The organism is Devosia sp. CN2-171 (genome assembly GCF_049354815.1).
Classification (GTDB): domain Bacteria; phylum Pseudomonadota; class Alphaproteobacteria; order Rhizobiales; family Devosiaceae; genus Devosia_A.
Genome location: NZ_CP186479.1, coordinates 2,069,552 through 2,087,521, shown reverse-complemented (window position 1 = coordinate 2,087,521; position 17,970 = coordinate 2,069,552). Strand labels below are relative to the sequence as shown.

The 17,970-nt window shown below is 66.7% G+C and carries 15 protein-coding genes and 1 pseudogene; 10 read left to right on the top strand and 6 right to left on the bottom strand.

Going from position 1 to position 17,970, the window contains the following annotated elements; translation table 11 throughout:
* Positions 1-23: 23 nt before the first annotated feature.
* Together ACOYW5_RS10315 and ACOYW5_RS10310 are read right to left on the bottom strand one after the other, a co-directional pair.
* Positions 24-167, bottom strand: a complete 144-nt coding sequence (locus tag ACOYW5_RS10315) for a hypothetical protein (protein ID WP_423069165.1) — start codon at positions 165-167, stop codon at positions 24-26.
* Positions 164-1,762, bottom strand: coding sequence for a glucan biosynthesis protein (locus ACOYW5_RS10310; protein ID WP_423069164.1), 1,599 nt, complete (start codon positions 1,760-1,762; stop codon positions 164-166). Before ACOYW5_RS10310 ends, ACOYW5_RS10315 begins: the two co-directional genes overlap by 4 nt.
* 161 nt (positions 1,763-1,923) lie before the next feature.
* Here ACOYW5_RS10310 and ACOYW5_RS10305 point away from each other — a divergent pair, with 161 nt between their 5' ends.
* From ACOYW5_RS10305 to recQ, 10 genes and pseudogenes are all read left to right on the top strand, one after another.
* Positions 1,924-3,084: a hypothetical protein gene (locus ACOYW5_RS10305; RefSeq protein WP_423069163.1), complete on the top strand. Its 1,161-nt coding sequence runs from the start codon at positions 1,924-1,926 to the stop codon at positions 3,082-3,084.
* A complete protein-coding gene (locus ACOYW5_RS10300; protein ID WP_423069162.1) occupies positions 3,077-3,676 on the top strand; it encodes a hypothetical protein in 600 nt (199 codons plus the stop codon). Before ACOYW5_RS10305 ends, ACOYW5_RS10300 begins: the two co-directional genes overlap by 8 nt.
* A gap of 80 nt (positions 3,677-3,756) precedes the next feature.
* Positions 3,757-4,302, top strand: a complete 546-nt coding sequence (locus ACOYW5_RS10295; protein ID WP_423069161.1) for an SRPBCC domain-containing protein — start codon at positions 3,757-3,759, stop codon at positions 4,300-4,302.
* 11 nt (positions 4,303-4,313) lie between these two features.
* Positions 4,314-5,123, top strand: a complete 810-nt coding sequence (locus tag ACOYW5_RS10290; protein WP_423069160.1) for an alpha/beta fold hydrolase — start codon at positions 4,314-4,316, stop codon at positions 5,121-5,123.
* Complete coding sequence (locus tag ACOYW5_RS10285) at positions 5,120-5,479, top strand: ArsR/SmtB family transcription factor (RefSeq protein WP_423069159.1); 360 nt, start codon at positions 5,120-5,122, stop codon at positions 5,477-5,479. Before ACOYW5_RS10290 ends, ACOYW5_RS10285 begins: the two co-directional genes overlap by 4 nt.
* A 96-nt stretch (positions 5,480-5,575) precedes the next feature.
* Positions 5,576-6,247: an SRPBCC domain-containing protein gene (locus ACOYW5_RS10280; protein WP_423069158.1), complete on the top strand. Its 672-nt coding sequence runs from the start codon at positions 5,576-5,578 to the stop codon at positions 6,245-6,247.
* Entirely contained in the window at positions 6,248-6,748 is a 501-nt protein-coding gene (locus ACOYW5_RS10275) for an SRPBCC domain-containing protein (RefSeq protein WP_423069157.1), read from the top strand.
* A gap of 23 nt (positions 6,749-6,771) precedes the next feature.
* Positions 6,772-7,077, top strand: a pseudogene (locus ACOYW5_RS10270) (YdeI/OmpD-associated family protein); the annotation flags it as partial.
* A gap of 245 nt (positions 7,078-7,322) precedes the next feature.
* Positions 7,323-8,210, top strand: coding sequence for an alpha/beta fold hydrolase (locus ACOYW5_RS10265; protein WP_423069156.1), 888 nt, complete (start codon positions 7,323-7,325; stop codon positions 8,208-8,210).
* Between the two features lie 316 nt (positions 8,211-8,526).
* Positions 8,527-10,353, top strand: coding sequence for a DNA helicase RecQ (gene recQ / locus ACOYW5_RS10260; RefSeq protein ID WP_423069155.1), 1,827 nt, complete (start codon positions 8,527-8,529; stop codon positions 10,351-10,353).
* A 194-nt stretch (positions 10,354-10,547) separates the two neighbouring features.
* Here the strand turns inward: recQ and hrpB are convergent, their stop codons facing one another.
* The 4 genes from hrpB to ACOYW5_RS10240 all read right to left on the bottom strand — a co-directional run bounded on the left by hrpB (position 10,548) and on the right by ACOYW5_RS10240 (position 17,868).
* Positions 10,548-12,992, bottom strand: coding sequence for an ATP-dependent helicase HrpB (gene hrpB, locus ACOYW5_RS10255; RefSeq protein WP_423069154.1), 2,445 nt, complete (start codon positions 12,990-12,992; stop codon positions 10,548-10,550).
* Between the two features lie 42 nt (positions 12,993-13,034).
* Positions 13,035-13,919 (bottom strand): PAS domain-containing protein, encoded by an 885-nt coding sequence (locus tag ACOYW5_RS10250; RefSeq protein WP_423069153.1) that lies wholly within the window; start codon positions 13,917-13,919, stop codon positions 13,035-13,037.
* 84 nt (positions 13,920-14,003) lie between these two features.
* Positions 14,004-16,481, bottom strand: a complete 2,478-nt coding sequence (locus ACOYW5_RS10245) for a putative bifunctional diguanylate cyclase/phosphodiesterase (protein WP_423069152.1) — start codon at positions 16,479-16,481, stop codon at positions 14,004-14,006.
* 142 nt (positions 16,482-16,623) lie between these two features.
* Positions 16,624-17,868, bottom strand: coding sequence for an aminopeptidase (locus ACOYW5_RS10240; protein WP_423069151.1), 1,245 nt, complete (start codon positions 17,866-17,868; stop codon positions 16,624-16,626).
* Positions 17,869-17,970: the final 102 nt, after the last annotated feature.

Sequence of the window (17,970 nt, the reverse complement as noted above, 5' to 3'; positions counted from 1 at the left end):
CTGGCTCCGTCAACCGCCATGGGTCAGAAGCGGGGCAGGGCCGCGGCGAAGACCGCGCGCAGTGCCGAGAACAGCGAGTTGCGGCGCCGCTCCAGCACCTGCTTGGGCATCGACATGGGAGCATCGGGCAGGGCGCCCGAGAACAGCGTAGAATTGTCGTGCTTCATGCCTGCCCTCGCCACTGATAGAGCCACGTCTCGCTGATTGTCTTGCCGGCATTGGCGATGCTGGCGCTGAGTTCCACGGTTGCGTCGCCCTCGATCATCACGTCGAGCGCCAGCCGCCAGGCGCCATTCGCCTCGATGCGGCTGAGCGCGCTCGAGACGATTTCGCCGGCGCTGGTCGTCGCGGCGATCTCGAGCTTGGCGTCGGGTGCCACGTCCTTGAGCGCGCCGCCGGCGAAGTCGATGACGAACTTCCTGAGCTTCTCGTCGTTCTCGACGCCTGACACGCCGCCCTGGCCGGCGCGCGTCTCGACCACATGGGCCAGCGGTGCGTCGTCCTTGGGGCTGAGGTCACCCCAGATCAGGCGATAGTGGAACTCGCGGCTTTCGCCGGCCTTGATCGGCTCGGCCGGAATCCAGAAGGCAACGATATTGTCCTCGGCCTCCAGCTGGCTCGGCGCTTCCACCAGCCGCACGTGGCCCTGGCCCCAGTCGCCCACCGGCTCGATCCGGGCCGAGGGCCGGCGCTCGTAATGCGCCCCGGCATCCTGGTAGGTCTCGAAGCTCCGGTCGCGCTGGTAGAGCCCGAAGGCGCGCGGGTTGTTTTCCCACAGGTACGAATTGCCGAGCAGTTCGGTATTGTTGAGCGGACGCCAGAACACCTGGCCGTCGGCGCGCTCGACGATCAGCCCGTTGCTGTCATGCACCTGCGGCCTGTAGTCGTCGAAGCGCGAGCGGTTGGTCTCGGCGAACAGGAACATCGAGGTCAGCGGTGCCACCCCGATTTCGGCCAGATCGGCGCGGAAGTTGAGCCGCGTCGTCACGTCGATGATGGTTTCCTGCTGAGCATCGCTCGGCGGCGTGATCTCGAAGCGATAGGCCCCGGTGACGCTCGGGCCCTCGAGGCTCGCATAGAGCACCAGCGGCTTGCCCTCGGTGGGGCGCTCGAGCCAGAAGTTCGAAAAGCGCGGGAACTCCTCGGCGCCCTGTCCCCACGAGTTGATGGCGAGACCGCGGGCGCTGAGCCCATAGATATTGTTGCGGCCCAGCGCGCGGAAATAGCTCGAGCCGAGGAACGAGACGAGCTCGTCCATCTTCTCGGCCTCGTTGAGCGGGTAGTTGATGCGCACGCCGGCGATGCCAGGAAAGGCCTCGGCATCCGCATCGGCCTTCATCGTGGCGTCGTAGAACATGAAGTCGGCATTGGAGAAATCGAACGGCAGTGCCTTGCCTTCGGCGACCTCGAACACGCCGACCGGCTCCTTGAACAGCCAGCCCATCGGGAAGGCATGCACCTGGAAGCCGGAATTGTTGTCGATCCAGCGCGCATGCTGCGGATCGAACTGGATCTTGCGGTACTTGTCGTAATCGAGGCCGGCGAAGAGCTTCGGCAGCTCGGGCACGGCGGCGTTGAACGGCTCGCCCGCCTGTTTGAGCATCCTCGCGGTCAGGACGTCGAAATCGAACGTCTCGCCGCTGTCGGCGTCCTGGGCGAACGCAACGCGAGTTAGGGAAGTGGTGGAAAGCAGGGCCGCGGTTGCCGCGGCGGCCTGAATAAAAGCTCGTCGACCGAGCCGATGAGGAAGTGTGGTCGTCATACGCTTACGCTGAGGGAGGGCTCGGGCACCAAAACACGAAGTCGGCAACGCCGTGGAGCCACGAAAGTTGTCGCATGGCAGATATGCATGTCCCGAATGGATATGATTTCGCCGCAATACGTTACGAGTTCTGGCCGTTTCCAGACCCCACGGATCGACAGATGAGCGACGTCGTCGCTTTACGCTCCCCGAAGAGCTTGCCGCTCGAGGCGGTACTCATCCTCGTTCCCGTCGTGCTTGCGCTCGCGGGGCTGGTGATCCGCTATGCAGGATACGCCGCAACGGTTCCCGATGCGTCGCTCGCAAACTTCGCGGACGGCATGTGCCGGTGGGATTGCGACTGGTACGTCAAGCTCGCCGAGCGCGGCTATGACGGCTTCCCGACGCCGACCCTGATCAACGCCGGCAACTGGGCCTTCTTCCCGCTCTATCCAATGCTCGTCGCGATCGCGAAGGCCCTTACCGGGCTCGACACCATCGTCGCGGCTACGGGCCTCTCCATCCTCCTGTGCATCGGCTCGGCCCGTGTCGCCTGGCCGCTGCTCGGCCGCGACCTGCGCGCCTACAGCCTGTTCTCGGCCTTCCTCGTCGCCGGCCCATTCTCGATCTGGTTCACCACCTTTTATACCGAGGTGCTGTTCCTGTTCTTGACCACCTGCGTCTTCGCCGCACTGGAAAGGCGCCGCTTCGTCCTCGCCGGCATCTTCGCGGCGCTGCTGTCCGCGACCCGCATCGTCGGCTGCTTCATCGTCTTCGCCATCGTCATCGAGCTCTGGCGCGCCCATCGCGAAGCTGGCGGCACCTGGCGGGACGTCATCCCTGGCGTGCTGAAGCGCCCCGACTGGCTGCTCGCCATCTTCATCGCCCCGTTGGGGCTCTTCGCCTACATGCTGTTCCTGCATCTCCGGATCGGCGATGCGATCGCCTTCAGCCACGTGCAGCGCGCCTGGGCCCGGCCGTCCGGCCTGCCACCAATGTTCCTCTACGATGCACTGTTCGATCCGGCTCCCGGCGCCGCCCTGCCGACGTTCTCGCAGCAGCTCGCGTTGGGGACGCTCGTCGGCTACGGCCTCGCCATCACGCTGCTCGTCCGCCGGCAGTTCGGCATGGGCATCTTCGCGCTGCTCTGCCTCACTGCGCCCCTCTTTGCCGGCATGGCCTCGATGCTGCGGTTCACCGCGGGACTCGCGCCGCTCGCCATTCAGTTCTGCCGGCTGCTGGCCTCGAGGCGCTGGCTCTTCGCCATCGCGCTGCTCGTCTTCCTCGCCGGGGGTTACTTCACCACCATCGGCTGGCTCACCGGATATCTCAGCCTTGTCTAGCGCCCTCCGCACCGGCACTTACGTCCTTGTCGGGCTCATCGCCCTGTTCGAACTCGCCGTATTCTGGCTGATGCTGCACCCGAACGTGTCGCCCGACTTCCGCGCCTACTACATCGATAAGACCACGACGTGCCTCAACCAGCCGGTTGCGGGAACCTACACGCTGGGCGCGACCATCGACTTCACCTCCGCCGGTGGCGCCATCGCCAAGCCGATCCGCGTCTGCGGCTGGGAGGGTCCGGTGGGTGACGGCAATCATGCCGTCGGCACCAGTTCGCGCCTCCGCTTCGTTTACACCGAACCCGCCGTCCCTGCGGTTCTAAAGCTGTCCATGCAGGCGGTGAAGAAGGACGGCCAGCCGACGCAGCGCGTCGAGCTCGTCTTCAACGGCGTGCTCATCGACACCGTCACGGTCTCCGCCGACCCACCGCAGAATTTTGCCGTCGCCATTCCGCCTGGGCTGGCCGCTGCCGCCAATGGCCGCGTCGAACTCGAGCTCCGCTTCCCAGATTCCGTCCGGATGGGCGACAACGATCCGGACAACCGGCGCCGTTCCATCAAGCTGCTCTCCGCCGCCCTGCTGCCCGCCTGAACGTTCATTTAACCGAACGGTTGACAAGCATCCTTGCGTGCAGTATTCAACCATACAGTTAATAACCGTAAGGTTCAGAAATGGACAGCATCGAGAGCATCAAAGGGCGAGAGCCGAACCTGGCAAGCGTCGAGACGCCGGCCGGCGAGGCGGTCATCGTGATCCGCCGCAGCTTCGCCGCTCCGCGCGCGCTGGTCTGGCGCTGCTACACCGACCCCGCCCATCTCGTGCAGTTCTGGGGCCCCAAGGGCGCCAGCAATCCGGTCAGCGATCTCGACCTCCGCGTCGGTGGTCACTGGCGCCAGGTGATGCGCTTCGCCTCGGGCAACGAGTACGGCTACACCAGCGCCTATCTCGAGATCACCCCGCCGGAGCGGCTGGTCTGGCGTGATGCGCCCGACGCCTACCGCTTCGGCGACGAGCTGCCGCCGCCCAACATGGTCACCGAAATGACGCTCGGCGAAGTCGCGGGCCGCACCACGCTCACCGTCATTGTCCGCTTCACCTCGCTTGTCGCCCGCGACGAGGCCGTCAGCCACGGCTTCGCGACCACAGTGCTGCAGGCCAGCGACAAGCTGGACGTCTATCTCGAAACCCTTGCCGCAGGCGCGGCCACACAAAGCTGAGGAGCCTTCCGATGAACACCGTGATCTCCGCCGACGGCACCACCATCGCCTATGACGTCTATGGCCAGGGCGAGCCCGTCATCCTTGTCGAAGGCGCCTTCTGCGGCCGTCATTTCGGGCCCAGCAACAAGCTCGCTGCCGAACTCGGCAAGCACTTCCGCGTCTATCACTACGACCGCCGTGCCCGCGGCGACTCCTCGCCCTCGACCGACTACAGCGTCGAGCGCGAGTTGGAAGACCTGCGCGCCCTGATCGATGTCGCCGGCGGCAAGCCCGCGCTCATCGGTTTCTCCTCCGGAGCCTGCCTCGCCATCGAGGCCGCAGCGGCCGGTCTCCCCATTAGCCGCCTCGCCTTCTACGAGCCGCCCTACATGGTCGGCCCCAAGGCCCGGAAAGTTCCCGCCGGCTTCGAGCAGGATGTGCAAAGGCTCGTCGCCGAGGGCAAGAACGGCGACGCCGTCGCCTACTTCATGACCAAGCTGATCGGCATGCCGTCGATCTTCCTCCTGCCCATGAAGCTCACCAGGATGTGGCCGACGCTCGCCGCACAGGCGCCGAGCCTCCCCTTCGACATGGCGGCGGTGAACGGCTTCGCCCCACCCGAGACTCGGATGCAGTCCATCCGCGTACCCGCGCTCGGCATCTATGGTTCGAAGACCATGCCGGTGCTCAAGGACTCGACCACGCTCTGCGCCAACACCATCCGCGGCGCCGATCTGGTCGTGCTCCCGGGCCAGACTCACGAAGTGAAGGCCGAGGCCATCGCGCCGACGCTGATCGACTTCTTCAACGGCGTGCCCTCGCGCCTCGCAGCCGAATGACCGAGACTCACATGGCCGACCACCTCTCCCAGACGCTCTCCGCTCTCGCCGACCCGACCCGTCGCGGCATCCTCGCCCGGCTGGCCCAGGGCGAGGCGACGGTCGGCGAACTGGCGGCACCGTACGACATGTCGATGGCCGCCGTATCCAAGCACCTGAAGGTGCTGGAGAAGGCCGGGCTGATCTCGCGTGGCAAGGAAGCCCAGTGGCGTCCCTGCCGGCTCGAAGCCGCCCCGATGGCCGAAGTCGCCGACTGGGTCGAGAACTACCGCCGTTTCTGGGACGAAAGCCTCGATCGCCTGGGCGATTACCTCGCCCAACTGCAGAAGGGAGAGCCTGGCGGCCCGAAGAACTAGCCGGCGCGAGCGCGCTCAGCAAAAGTTGCAGACTCTTGCGGTTCGAGAGCGCGACCACTTAGGAACGCCGGCGATCGGGCGGCTGGGCCGCGAAAAATGGAACGACCAAAGGTCATCGCGCTTTCGGAGATCGTCCGGCAGCGCCACGGCGAAGCTTTGCGCCGCACCCGGCTGCAATCCGAAACCGCACACTGGTTCGTCATCTACTGGCGATTTTGGGAGGAAAGCCTCGATCGCCTCGCCGATTACCTGAAGGAACTAAAGGAGAGAGAAATGCCTATCGACAACCTGAAGATCGAAGCCCCCGCCGACGAACCCATCGTCGTCGCCACCCGTGATTTCGCTGCGCCGCGCCGTCTTGTCTGGAAGGTGATGACCGAGCCGGAGCACGTGGCCCGCTGGTGGGGCACCGAGGGACAGAAGAACGTCATCACCTCGTTCGACGTCCGCCCCGGCGGCAAATGGCGCGTCGAGTCGCATGATCCCAGCGGCAACGTCTACATCTTCATCGGCGAGTATCGCGAGGTGAATGAGCCCGAGAAGTTCGTCTGGACCTTCGGCATGGAGAACATGTTCTTCGGCAAGACGCTGGTCGAGACCCACACCTTTGAGGCAGATGGCGACATCACCCACTACAAGTCCGTCTCGAACTACGACAGCATCGAGGATCGTGACGGCATGGTCGCCTCCGGCATGGAAATCGGCATGCGCCACGGCTTCCGCGTGATGGACGAACTGCTGATCGAACTCGCCCAGAAGGCCGACTAAATGCTCCCCGATCTCGCAACCATCCCCGACGACCGCCACCTCGAGATCGAGCGCATCTTCGATGCTCCGCGCGAACTCGTCTGGCTGGCCTTCTCGGACCCCTATCATCTGAGCCAGTGGTGGGGCCCCAAGGGCTTCACCAACCCGGTCTGCGAGATCGACCTGCGCCCCGGCGGCCGGTGGCACCATGTGATGCGCGGGCCGGACGGGCGCGACTACCCGGCGGATAGCGTGTTCCTCGAAGTTACCCCGCCCGAACGGATCGTCTACCGCAACGCCCAGCTCGACGACGCGGTATTCGAGGGCAACCCACCCCCGAGCTTCCTACGGGTCATCACCTTCAGCGATATCGGCAACGGCCGCACCCGGCTGACGCTCGACGCCTATTTCGACACCGCCGCCAACAAGGACGCCGTCACCCGCCGCGGCTTCCGCGAAGGCGTGCTGGAAAGCTACGACAAGCTCGCCGCCCACCTCAGCACCCTTGGAGGAGAGAAGTGAAGTTCACCGCCAACATCCACCAGATGGGCAACAATACCGGTATCGACGTGCCCACCGAGGTGCGCGACGCCCTCGCCGGCGGCAAGAACCCGCTCGTCCGCGTCACGCTCGCCGGGCACACTTGGGGCAGCAAGATCGCCACCATGGGCGACAGGCTGCTGATCGGCGTCAGCGCCGACATCCGCAAGATCACCGGCGTCAAAGGCGGCGAGACCCACGAGGTCGAGGTCCTGCTCGACGACAAGCCCCGCATCGTCGAGGCCCCCGGCGACCTGCAGGCCGCCCTCGACGCCGACCCCGTCGCCAAAGCCGCCTGGGACAAGCTCGCCCCGAGCCACAAGAAGGCCCACGTCACCGCCATCGAAGGCGCCAAGGCGCCGGAGACGACTACGCCGCGTGCAGAAGGCCGTCGAAATGCTGACCCAAGGCTAACTCACCGGCCTCTCCTCTTACTCCCCCCGCGGGGCGGGGGAGGTGCCGGCACGGCCGGCGCAGGGGGCCGCACTCTCTCAGTTCATCAACCACCGCCGCCCCTCACCGGGGACTGGCGAAGCCATACCCGAAAGGAACCACCATGCTCAGACGCACCGTGCTTGCCATCACCCTCATCGCCGGCTTTGCTCTCGCACTGCCGGCCACTGCCCAGCAAGGAGCCACACAGATGCCCACCCCCACCAAGTCCGGCTACGTTCCCGTCGCCGGCGGCCAAGTCTACTTCGCCACCTATGGCGCGGGATCCCCGCTCGTCCTGCTGCACGGCGGCCTGATGACCATCGAGGCTTTCGGCCCCCTCCTCCCCAAGCTCGCCGAAACCCGCGAAGTGATCGCCATCGAGGCACAGGGCCACGGCCGCACCGGTCCGCTCGACCGCCCCATGAGCTTCGACAACATGGCCGCCGACGTCGCCGAGGTCATCAAATCGCTCGGCTACGACAAGGTCGATATCGTCGGCTACTCGATGGGGGGCACCATCGGCCTGCGCCTCGCGCTTGCCCATCCCGAACTGGTCGACCGCCTGGTCATAGCCTCGGCGCCCTTCGCCTATTCCGGCTGGCACGACTACAATCAGCAGGGCATGCGCTCGCTCAATGCGAGCCTGGCCGAGAGCATGAAGGGCTCCCCGCTCTACGAGGGCTTCGCCGCCGTGAACCCGGACCCCGAGGTCAACTTCCCCAAGCTGCTCGACCAGATGACCTACATGGGTCGGGACTACGACTATTCGGCCGATGTCCCGAAGCTCGCCGTTCCGACCCAGCTGATCTACGGCGACTGGGACGCGGTCCGCACCAGCCACGTTGCCAGGTTCTTCGAGCTGCTCGGCGGCGGCCTGCAGGATGCGCTCTGGGACGGCTCTGGTATGAACGCCAACCGCCTCGCCATCCTCCCGGGCGTCACCCACTACACCATGATGACCGAGCCCAGGCTGGCTGCGACGGCGCTCGAGTTCCTCGATCAGGAGTGACAGCGGCAACAAGCGGCTGCAACCACTGCTCTCTCAGTCGTCATCCGCGGACTTGATCCGCGGACCCACGCGATGCCGCGATATCCCTGGGTGCCCGGGTCAAGCCCGGGCATGACGGCGGGAGGGGCACAATCTCGCCTCACCAACAGCTGTCATCCCTGCGAAGGCAGGGATCCAACTCTCCGCCAGCGCGGGCTGCGAAATGGATCCCCGCCTTCGCAGGGATGACAATCGGTATTGTGGTCGCATCGTGGGCTCCCTCATCACCCCGAACAAACCCTTGACCCCACCCACCGCCATCCGACTCTATGCCCCCATGCTTGAGTCGCTGTTCGACACCCCGCACGATCCGGCGGAAATTCTCCGCACGGTGTTCGGCCACCAGTCTTTCCGTGGCCAGCAGGAAGATGTCGTGCGCCATGTGTCGGGCGGCGGTGACGCGGTTGTCCTCTTCCCCACCGGCGCCGGCAAGTCGATGTGCTACCAGGTGCCGGCGCTGGCCCGCAAAGGCGTCGGCATTGTGGTCTCCCCCCTCATCGCGCTGATGCGCGACCAGGTCGAAGCCCTGCGCCAGGCCGGCGTCAATGCCGCGACCCTCAATTCCTCGATCAGCTCAGAAGAATCCTCGAAGACCTTCCGCGACCTCAAGTCCGGCAAGCTCGACCTGCTCTATGTGGCGCCCGAGCGCATGGTGCTGCCCGGCTTCAAATCGATGATGCAGGGCGTGCCGATCTCGCTGATCGCCATCGACGAGGCGCATTGCGTTTCGCAGTGGGGCCACGACTTCCGCCCCGAGTATCGCGAGCTCACCAACCTCGCCGCCGACTATCCCGGCGTGCCCCGTATCGCGCTCACCGCCACCGCCGATCCCACCACGCGCGAAGACATCATCGAGCGCCTCGGGTTGACCGATGCGCGGGTCTTCACCACCAGCTTCGATCGCCCCAATATCAGCTATTCGATCGTCGAGCGCGACAATGCCCGCTCGCAGCTGAAGAGCTTCCTCGCCCGCCACAAGGGCAATTCCGGCATCGTCTATTGCCTGAGCCGCGCCAAGGTCGACACCACCGCCGAGTGGCTCAACAAGGAGGGCATTCGCGCACTGCCCTACCATGCTGGCATGAACGCCAAGGAGCGCAGCGCCAACCAGGACGCGTTTCTCAAGGAAGAGTCGCTCTGCCTAGTCGCTACGGTCGCTTTCGGCATGGGCATCGACAAGCCCGACGTGCGCTACGTCGCCCACATGGACCTGCCTTCGAGCATCGAGGCCTACTACCAGGAAACCGGCCGCGCCGGTCGCGACGGTCTGCCGGCCGAAGCCTGGATGTGCTACGGCATGAGCGACGTCGCCCAGCGCCGCCGCATGATCGACGAGGGCAACGCGCCGGACGAAGTGAAGCGTGTCGAGCACCGCAAGCTCACCGCGCTCCTCGCCGTCTGCGAGACCCCCGAATGCCGCCGCAAATCCATCCTCGCCCATTTCGGCGAGGCCCATGCCGGCGGCTGCGGCAACTGCGACACCTGCCTCTCGCCCGTCGAGACCTGGGACGGCTCGGACGCCGCCATCAAGGCCCTCGCTGCCGTCTATCGCACCGGCCAACGCTTCGGCGCCGGCCACATCATCGACGTCCTGACCGGGAAGGTGACCGACAAGGTCACCCAGTTCAGCCATCAGGATCAGCCGGTGTTCGGGCAGGGCAAGGACCTCGACCAGCGCTCCTGGCAATCGGTGTTCCGCCAGCTCACGGCCATGGGCCTCATCACCGTCGACCACGCCTTCGGCGCCCTCCACCTCGCCGAGGACGCCCGCGCCGTGTTCAAGGGCGAACGCAAGATCACCTTCCGCCGCGATCGCCCTCGCAAGGCCACCGAAACCCGGAGGGCGCTGCAGAATGCCGTCGCGCTGCCTGGCCCGGCGCAAGCCCTGTTCGATGCGCTCCGCGCCGAGCGCGCGACAATCGCCAAGGCCCAGGGCGTGCCGCCCTACGTGGTGTTCCACGACACGACGCTGCGCGAAATGGCCATGGACCGCCCCCAGACCATGGCCGAGCTGGCGACCATTTCCGGCGTGGGCGAGAGCAAGCTCAAGCGCTATGGCGCCGAGTTCCTGGCAGTGCTGAAGGCCGCAGGACGGGCTGAATAGCTAGCACTTCCAACCGGCCGTCATCCCGGCGAAAGCCGGGACCCACTGCTCCGACGGCCAAACAGGTGCCGACCCATCCGGTCTTTCACGGCATGGTCGGCGAGATCGCGCGGGTGGATGGCGCTGAGCACTGGGTCCCGGCTTTCGCCGGGATGACGGCCGGTGACTGCAGCGGCAACCAAGTACCACGCCTCTCACGTCCCCCTTGGCTTCGCCCGTGCCGTCGCCACTGCCTCCACCGGATTCTCCGGCCAATAATGCCGCGGATACCGCCCCTTCAGATCCTTCGCTACGTCCTTCCAGCTGCCGCGCCAGAAGCCCGGCAGGTCGCGCGTCGTCTGGATCGGCCGGTGCGCCGGTGACAGCAGCACCAGCAGTAGCGGCACTTTCCCGCCTGCAACGCTCGGGTGTTTGTCGAGCCCGAAGAGCTCCTGCACCCGTACCTCGAGCGCCGGCCCGTTCTCCGCCCCATAATCGATCGGCAGCCGCGATCCCGACGGCGCATCGAAATGCGATGGCAGCAGGCGCTCCATCTCCTGCCGCTTTCCCCACGGCAGCAACCCCTCGAGCGCCCTGGCGAGATCGTCGGCACTGATCTCGCTCAGCGCCGTCTTGCCGGTGATACCAGGCACCAGCCACTCCACATCCGCCGCCAGCCCCGCATCCGACAGGTCGGGCCACTCCTCGCCGATCGTCGCCCGCAGATAGCTCGCCCGCTCGCGTAACGCCTTCTGCTCCTTCGTCCACGGCAACGGCCCGATCCCGAGCCCGGCGATCCCTTCCGCCAATGCCTGCGCCGCGGCCCCGGCATCGGCAATCGCCACCGGCGCCTCGTCAAGCCGCAGCGCCCCGAGCCTCCGCACCCGCCGCGCCCGCACGCCTTTCACGCTGCGGTCGAACGCCATCACCGTCTCGTCGACGATCTGGCTTGCGAACAATTCCTCGATCGTCGCCCTTGTGATCGCCACCGCTGCCCGGATCCGCCCCGTCGCCGCCGCGCCCGTCACGTCGGCCACGACGAGATAGGGCGCCGCCGCCAGCGCGTCCGTCTCATCGAGGCTGGCCTGCCGACCATTGGCCAGCCGATACCGCCCACGCGCCCCTGCCTGCTGCGCCACCCGGTCGGGATAGGCCCGCGCCAGATGCCGCCCCACTTCGCCGCCAGTGCCGGTATTGCCGACCATCTGCGCCCAGCGCCGGGCCAGCCCATGCGCTTCATCCGCCCGCTTGCTACGCTCGCGCCGGAACCGGTCGAGCCGGTGGGCGAGATCGGTGCCGTCCCCGCCGAGCCCGCGCTCACTCAGCAGCACCGCGAGCTCCGCCGCCGCCAATGCATCGTCCTCCTCCGCCGCGCGGTGGATCATGTGCCCGAGCCGCGGATGCAGCGGCAACCGCGCCAGCGCCTTGCCTTCGCTGGTGATCCGGCCCTCGACGTCGAGCGCCTCGAGCCCCCTCAGCAGCCCGACCGCCTCGTTCCACGCCGGTCCCGGCGGCGGATCGAGAAATCTCAGCTGCGCCGGATCGGTCACTCCCCAGCCGGCAAGGTCGAGCGCCAGCCCCGACAGGTCCGCTTCGAGCATTTCTGGCGCATCGAACGCCTGTAGCGCCGCGTGCTGCCCCTCGGCCCACAGCCGATAGCAGACGCCTGGCTCGACGCGACCCGCACGCCCCCGCCGCTGGTCCGCCGCAGCCCGCGACACTTTTCGCGTTTCGAGCACCGTCAGCCCGGTCGCCGGCTCGTAGGCGGGTGCACGCCGCAGCCCCGAGTCGACCACGATCCGTACGCCCTCGATGGTCAGCGAGGTCTCGGCGATCGAGGTTGCCAGCACCACCTTGCGCCGCCCTTTCGGCGCCGGCTGCACGGCGCGATCCTGCTCCTCCGGCGTCAACTGGCCGTAGAGCGGTGCGATCTCGACATCCCCGGGCACCCGGCCCGCGAGCCGCTCCGCCACCCGCGAAATCTCGGCCTGGCCCGGCAGGAACACCAGCGCCGAGCCCGGTTGTTCCCGCAGCGCCTCGAGCACCACGCTCGTCACCTGATCCTCGATCCGCGCCTGCGGATCGCGATCCCGCCAGATCGTCTCGACCGGAAACGCCCGCCCCTCGGATACCACCACCGGCGCGCCATCGAGCAGTTCCGCCACCCGCGCCCCGTCGATCGTCGCCGACATGACGAGCACGCGTAGATCGTCCCGCAGCGCCCCGGCATCGAGCGCCAGCGCCAGGCCGAGGTCGGCATCGAGGCTGCGCTCGTGGAATTCGTCGAACAGCACCGCGGCCACGCCCTTGAGCTCCGGATCGTCGAGGATCATCCGGGTGAACACACCCTCGGTCACCACCTCGATCCGAGTCTTCGCACTGACCTTTGCGTCGAGCCTTACCCGATAGCCGACGGTCGCGCCGACCTCTTGCCCCAGCGTCTGCGCCATCCGCCGCGCCGCCGCCCGCGCCGACAGCCGCCGCGGCTCCAGCATCACGATCTTGCCGTCGCCGCGCCACGGCGCATCGAGCAAGGCCAGCGGCACCCGGGTCGTCTTGCCCGCCCCCGGCGGCGCGACCAGCACGGCATAGGGCCCGGCCGCAAGTGCGAGTTTCAGCCCGGGCAGGGCCTCGTCGATGGGAAGGGGCGGCAGGTTCATGCCGCTTCAATCGGGGAAAACGCGGGGCGCATCAAGCGCCGATCACACGACCTGCTTGAGCATATCGAGGAGGCCGCCGTCGAAGCCTTCCATCACCTGAGGCGCTGCCGCCGCACCCTTGACCGTCGCGATCTCGGACCAGCCGATGGCCATGGTGAGCCCGCCCACCTTGCGGTCGGAGACGAACCACGGTGCGATCACCGTGGCGAACTGCACCGGGGCTCCGGTCGTCGGGCTGGTAAAGGTGCGCCTGGTCTTGATCGTCTGGCCCTTGAGCGCTGCCTCATACTCGGCAGCCTGCTCGGCCGGGGTCTCGGGAAAGAGCTGCTGCAGGGTCTTCCCCACCACTTCGCGCCGTTCGACGAACCGGTGTGCCTTGAGCCAGTGGACCGAGCAGTCCATCACGCGCAGCCTGTCGTCGAGGACGACGATCGGCGCGGGCAGGGCGCCGACGAGATCCTGCACCAGCTGCAGCCGGCCTTCGTTCCTGAGCTCGGCCTCCATGTCGGCCGTGACGTCGCGGCTGAGGCCGAACAATTCCGTCACCCGCCCGTCGCGGACTCGCAGGTCGGCTATGGTCTCGAGCATCCGCGTCTGGCCGTCGCGACGCTCGATCCGCAGCCGGCAGCGGAAGCCGCGCCGGTCCTGCAGCGATTGTGCGATCAGCATCAGCAGCTTGCCGCGATCTTCGGCACAATAGAGCTTCACCATGTCCTGCAGCGGCACCGCTCCGTCGGCGGCGAGGCCATAAACCTCCACCAGTTGCGGCGAGAGCAGCACCGTGCCGGGGAAGATGATCTTCCACTGCCCGAAGCCCTCGTGCTGCTCGAGCAGCTGCAGGGCGCGCTCGGCGTCGGCAATGGCCGGCACTGGCTCGATCAGCGCGAGTGACTCCGACGAAGTGGCTATCAGCTGTTTGTCGAACATTTCGGCCCGGGGCAGCGGGGGTTATTGCGTAGGGACGCTAGCCCGGCGCCGGTTAAACTTTGGTTCGCGTCATGAAGCTAAGCGTCAAGCCCGGTTCTGCCAGACTTCGGCGTGCCGTTCTGGTGTGGGGAGGCCCGCCCGCGCTAGTTCAAGTGCCGCCCCGGCCGGGACTGGCGGGCTAAAGAGATACCCTTGTGCTTCGTTGCAGCCTTCGGCCCTGAGGAGCAGCAACTGTTCCCAGGTCTCGACGCCCTCGGCAGTAACCCGGGTCTTGAGAGAACGGCCGAGACCGATGATCGCCCTGACGATGGCGTGCGAGCCCTCGGCTTCCGGCAGATCGGCGACGAAGGAGCGGTCGATCTTGATCTTGTCGAACGGGAAACGGCGCAGATAGCTCAGCGACGAGTAGCCGGTGCCGAAATCGTCGAGCGCCACGCGGATGCCGAGCCGGTGCAATTCCCCGAGCGCCGCCAGCGCCTCGGCGTTCTCGCTCAGCAGCACCGTCTCGGTGATCTCGAGTTCCAGCCGCTCCGGCGCGAGCCCGTTGCGCTGCAGCGTATCGGTCACGAGGCCGACGATGGCGTGGCTGCGGAATTGCACGGCGGACATGTTCACCGCCAGCGACACGGCGGCCGGCCATTTCGCGGCCTCGCGGCAGGCCGTCTCCAGCACGAAGAGCCCGATCTCGTCGATCAGCCCGCTCTCCTCGGCCAGCGGGATGAACTCCATCGGCGACACCGGCCCGCGCTTCGGGCAGGTCCAGCGCAGCAGCGCCTCGAACCCGACCAGCTGGCCGCTCCCGACCTCGACCTGCGGCTGGTAGACGACGGACAGTTCGCCCCGTCCGAGCGCCAGTGACAGGTCGCGCTTCATCTCGCGGCGCTGCCGCAGCGCCTCGTCCATCGCCGCCTCGAAGAAGCGATAGTCGCGGCCCTTGTTGGCCTTGACCCGATAGAGAGCGAGATCGGCAGCATGCAGCAGGCTGTCGCCGCTCCGGCCGTCGCGCGGCGCCATCGAGATGCCGATGCTGGCGCCGATATGGACGGTCTCGCCCTCGAGTGAGAAGGGTTTTGTAATTGCGCCGAGAATGGCCTGCGCCAGCTGCGCCGCCTCGTCGGGGTGTTTGGCCCGCAGCAGCACGGCGAATTCGTCGCCGCCGAGCCGGGCCGTGAGGCCGCGGCGATCGGTGCTGGCGCGCAGCCGCCCGGCCACGGCGCGCAGCAATGCGTCACCGGCCAGGTGCCCCATCGAGTCGTTGATCTGCTTGAAGTCGTCGAGGTCGATCGACAGCACCGCGAGGCTATGGTCCCCAAGCCCGGCGAGCGCCGTATCGAGCTCCTCCTGGAAATGGTTGCGGTTGGGCAGGCCCGTCAGCGTGTCGTGCCGCGCCAGGTGTGTGATCTCGTCGGCATTGTGCTTGGCCTCGGTGACATCGCGCGACGAGGTGAGGAGGCGCGCCACCCGGCCCGCATCGTCGTAAATCGGCGAGACCGAGAAGTCCCACCAGCGCGGCTTGCCCTTGGCAGTCGGCCCGTAAAGCGTCTGGCGCACAGTGCGTCCTTCGCGCGCCGCTGCGATTGCGCTCGCCACTGCGGGCTTCACTGTGTCGGGCCAGAACGTCTCGAACGGCTGTCCGCGGATCCGGTCGAAGTCCGCGACCTCCATGATCTTCATGCCAGGCCCGTTCATGAAGATCAGCCGGCCTTCCGCGTCGAGCACCTCGATCGCCATGGTGCTGGCTTCGAGGATCGAGCGGGCAAAGGTCTCGCTCTCGCGCAGCGCCGCCTCGGCCATGCGCCGGTCGTGAATGTCCTCGAGCGTGCCGTACCAGCGGATGATCGCGCCTTGCTTGTTGCGCCGGGGGGCCGCGCGGGCCCGCATCCAGCGGTACTCGCCACTCTTGAGCCTGATCCGGTATTCGACGTCGACAGGCTCGCCTGAGCGCAGTGCCGCTCCCCAGTTTTCAAGCGTCGGAGCAAGGTCGTCGGGGTGGAGAGCGCGCGCCCAGCCCTGGCCAAGCGTTTCCTCGGCCGTGATCTCGACCATCTCGAGCCAGCGCGGGCCGAACTCGATGATATTGCCCTCGGCGTCCGCCAGCCACGGCACCTCGGGATTGAGCGCGACCGCGTTGCGGTAATGGTCCTCGCTCTCGCGCAGCGCCTTCTCGGCACGCCGCGTGCGGGTGACATCCTGCACGATCACCTGGACTTCGTTGACCCCGGCTGGGAAATGCGTCGCGCTGAATTCGCGAATCTCATTGCCGCGCGGCTCACCGCGAAAGCTGAACGCGCCCGATTTGCCACTTCGCACCGCCGCATGCAGCCTGCGCCGCACCCGGGCCCGATCTCCCGGATGCAGCCGCGCCAGCGCGTTGGCCAGTGGCACGCCCTGGTTGAGCGCTTCGCCACGGGTGGTGGTGGTGGAGTGATAGACTCGGTCCGTGGGCGCATGCCAGGTCCACACCGAAATGCCGACCTTGTCGCCGATCTGGCGCAACAGTTCGGCCGCGGCCTCTTCGTTGCCGCGACCCCTGCTGTCGGGCTCGCCTGCTCGTTTCGACATAGGACCCTCTACCTCGCCCCGATGCTATGCAGCGGAACAAGCCAAAGGATTAATCGCGGGGTGCTGAAATCCCCGCAAGCCAGTGACAACTGCGCCGATGGTTAAGGCATGATGAGCGCAAGGTTAGGTTTTGCCCGTTACTTCAGGCCCATTCGCCCTTGCGCATCACCGGAACTTTGCTGCCGTCGGACTTGATCCCGTCGATATCGATCTGGTCGGAGCCGATCATCCAGTCGATATGGATCAGGCTCTTGTTGCCGCCGCGCGCCGCGATCTCATCGGGCGTCATCTTCGTGCCGTTGATGAAGCAGTCGGCGTAACACTGGCCGAGCGCGATGTGGCTCGCCGCGTTTTCATCGAACAGCGTGTTGTAGAACAGCACGCCCGACTTGCTGATCGGCGACGAATGCGGCACTAGCGCCACTTCGCCGAGCCGGCGCGAGCCCTCGTCGGTGTCGAGCACCTTCTGCAGCACCGCCTCGCCCTTCGATGCCTTGGCTTCGACGATCCGCCCGCCCTCGAACTTCACCTCGATATCGGCGATCAGCGTGCCGTTGTGGCTGAGCGGCTTGGTCGAGCGCACATAGCCCGACACGCGCTGGCTGTGCGGGGTGGTGAACACCTCTTCGGTCGGGATGTTCGGGTTGCAGGTAATGCCGTTCTTCGCCTCCGAGGCGCCGCCCTTCCAGCGATGCTCGTCGGCGAGGCCGATGGTCAGGTCCGTGCCCGGGCCGGTATAGTGCAGGGCGGAGAAGGCATGCCCGTTGAGCCAGGTCCAGCGCTCCTTGAGCCGGGCGTTGTGCGCCTTCCACTCGGCGATCGGATCGTCCCGGTCGACGCGCGACGCGGCAAAGATCGCCTCGGCCAGCATGCCGATCGCCACCTCCTCCTCGTCGTCGGGGAAGACCAGCTTGGCCCAGGCCGGGTTGGGGTAGGAAACGATGTTCCAGTTGATGTCGAAGCCAGTGATCTTTTCGAGCGCCGGGCGGTAGGCCATCGACGTCGCGCGATTGGCGCGCGCCACCTTGGCCGGATCCTGCGTCGCGAGCATCATCGGGTTGTCGCCAGAAATCGCGAGGCGCGCCGCATTGCCGTCGAACGCCTTGGCCATGCCTTCGAAAAGCCAGCCCGGCGCCTTGTCGAAGCTCGCGTCCGCCGCGTAGCGATAGCGGTTGAGAGTGATCTCCTCGTCCGAAAAGACCGGCTGCACGATGCCGGCCCCGGCCTTGTAGGCATGCTCGGTGATCTTGCGCACCAGCGGCAGCGCCGACATCGGCGCCGTCATCACCAGATCCTGCCCCGGCTGAAGCTGCAGACCTACCTTGATCGCGACTTCGGCGAGTCGGTCGAGTTTGACGGGATCGATGGGGTTCTTGCCCTGAGCCATTGGAAAACCTTCGCAAAAATGGGGTGAGAACCCTTACCCCTCGCCTCCTCCTGCTTCAAGCGCACCAGTTGGCTGAGATCGTCCTCGCGCTCCATCCGCGTC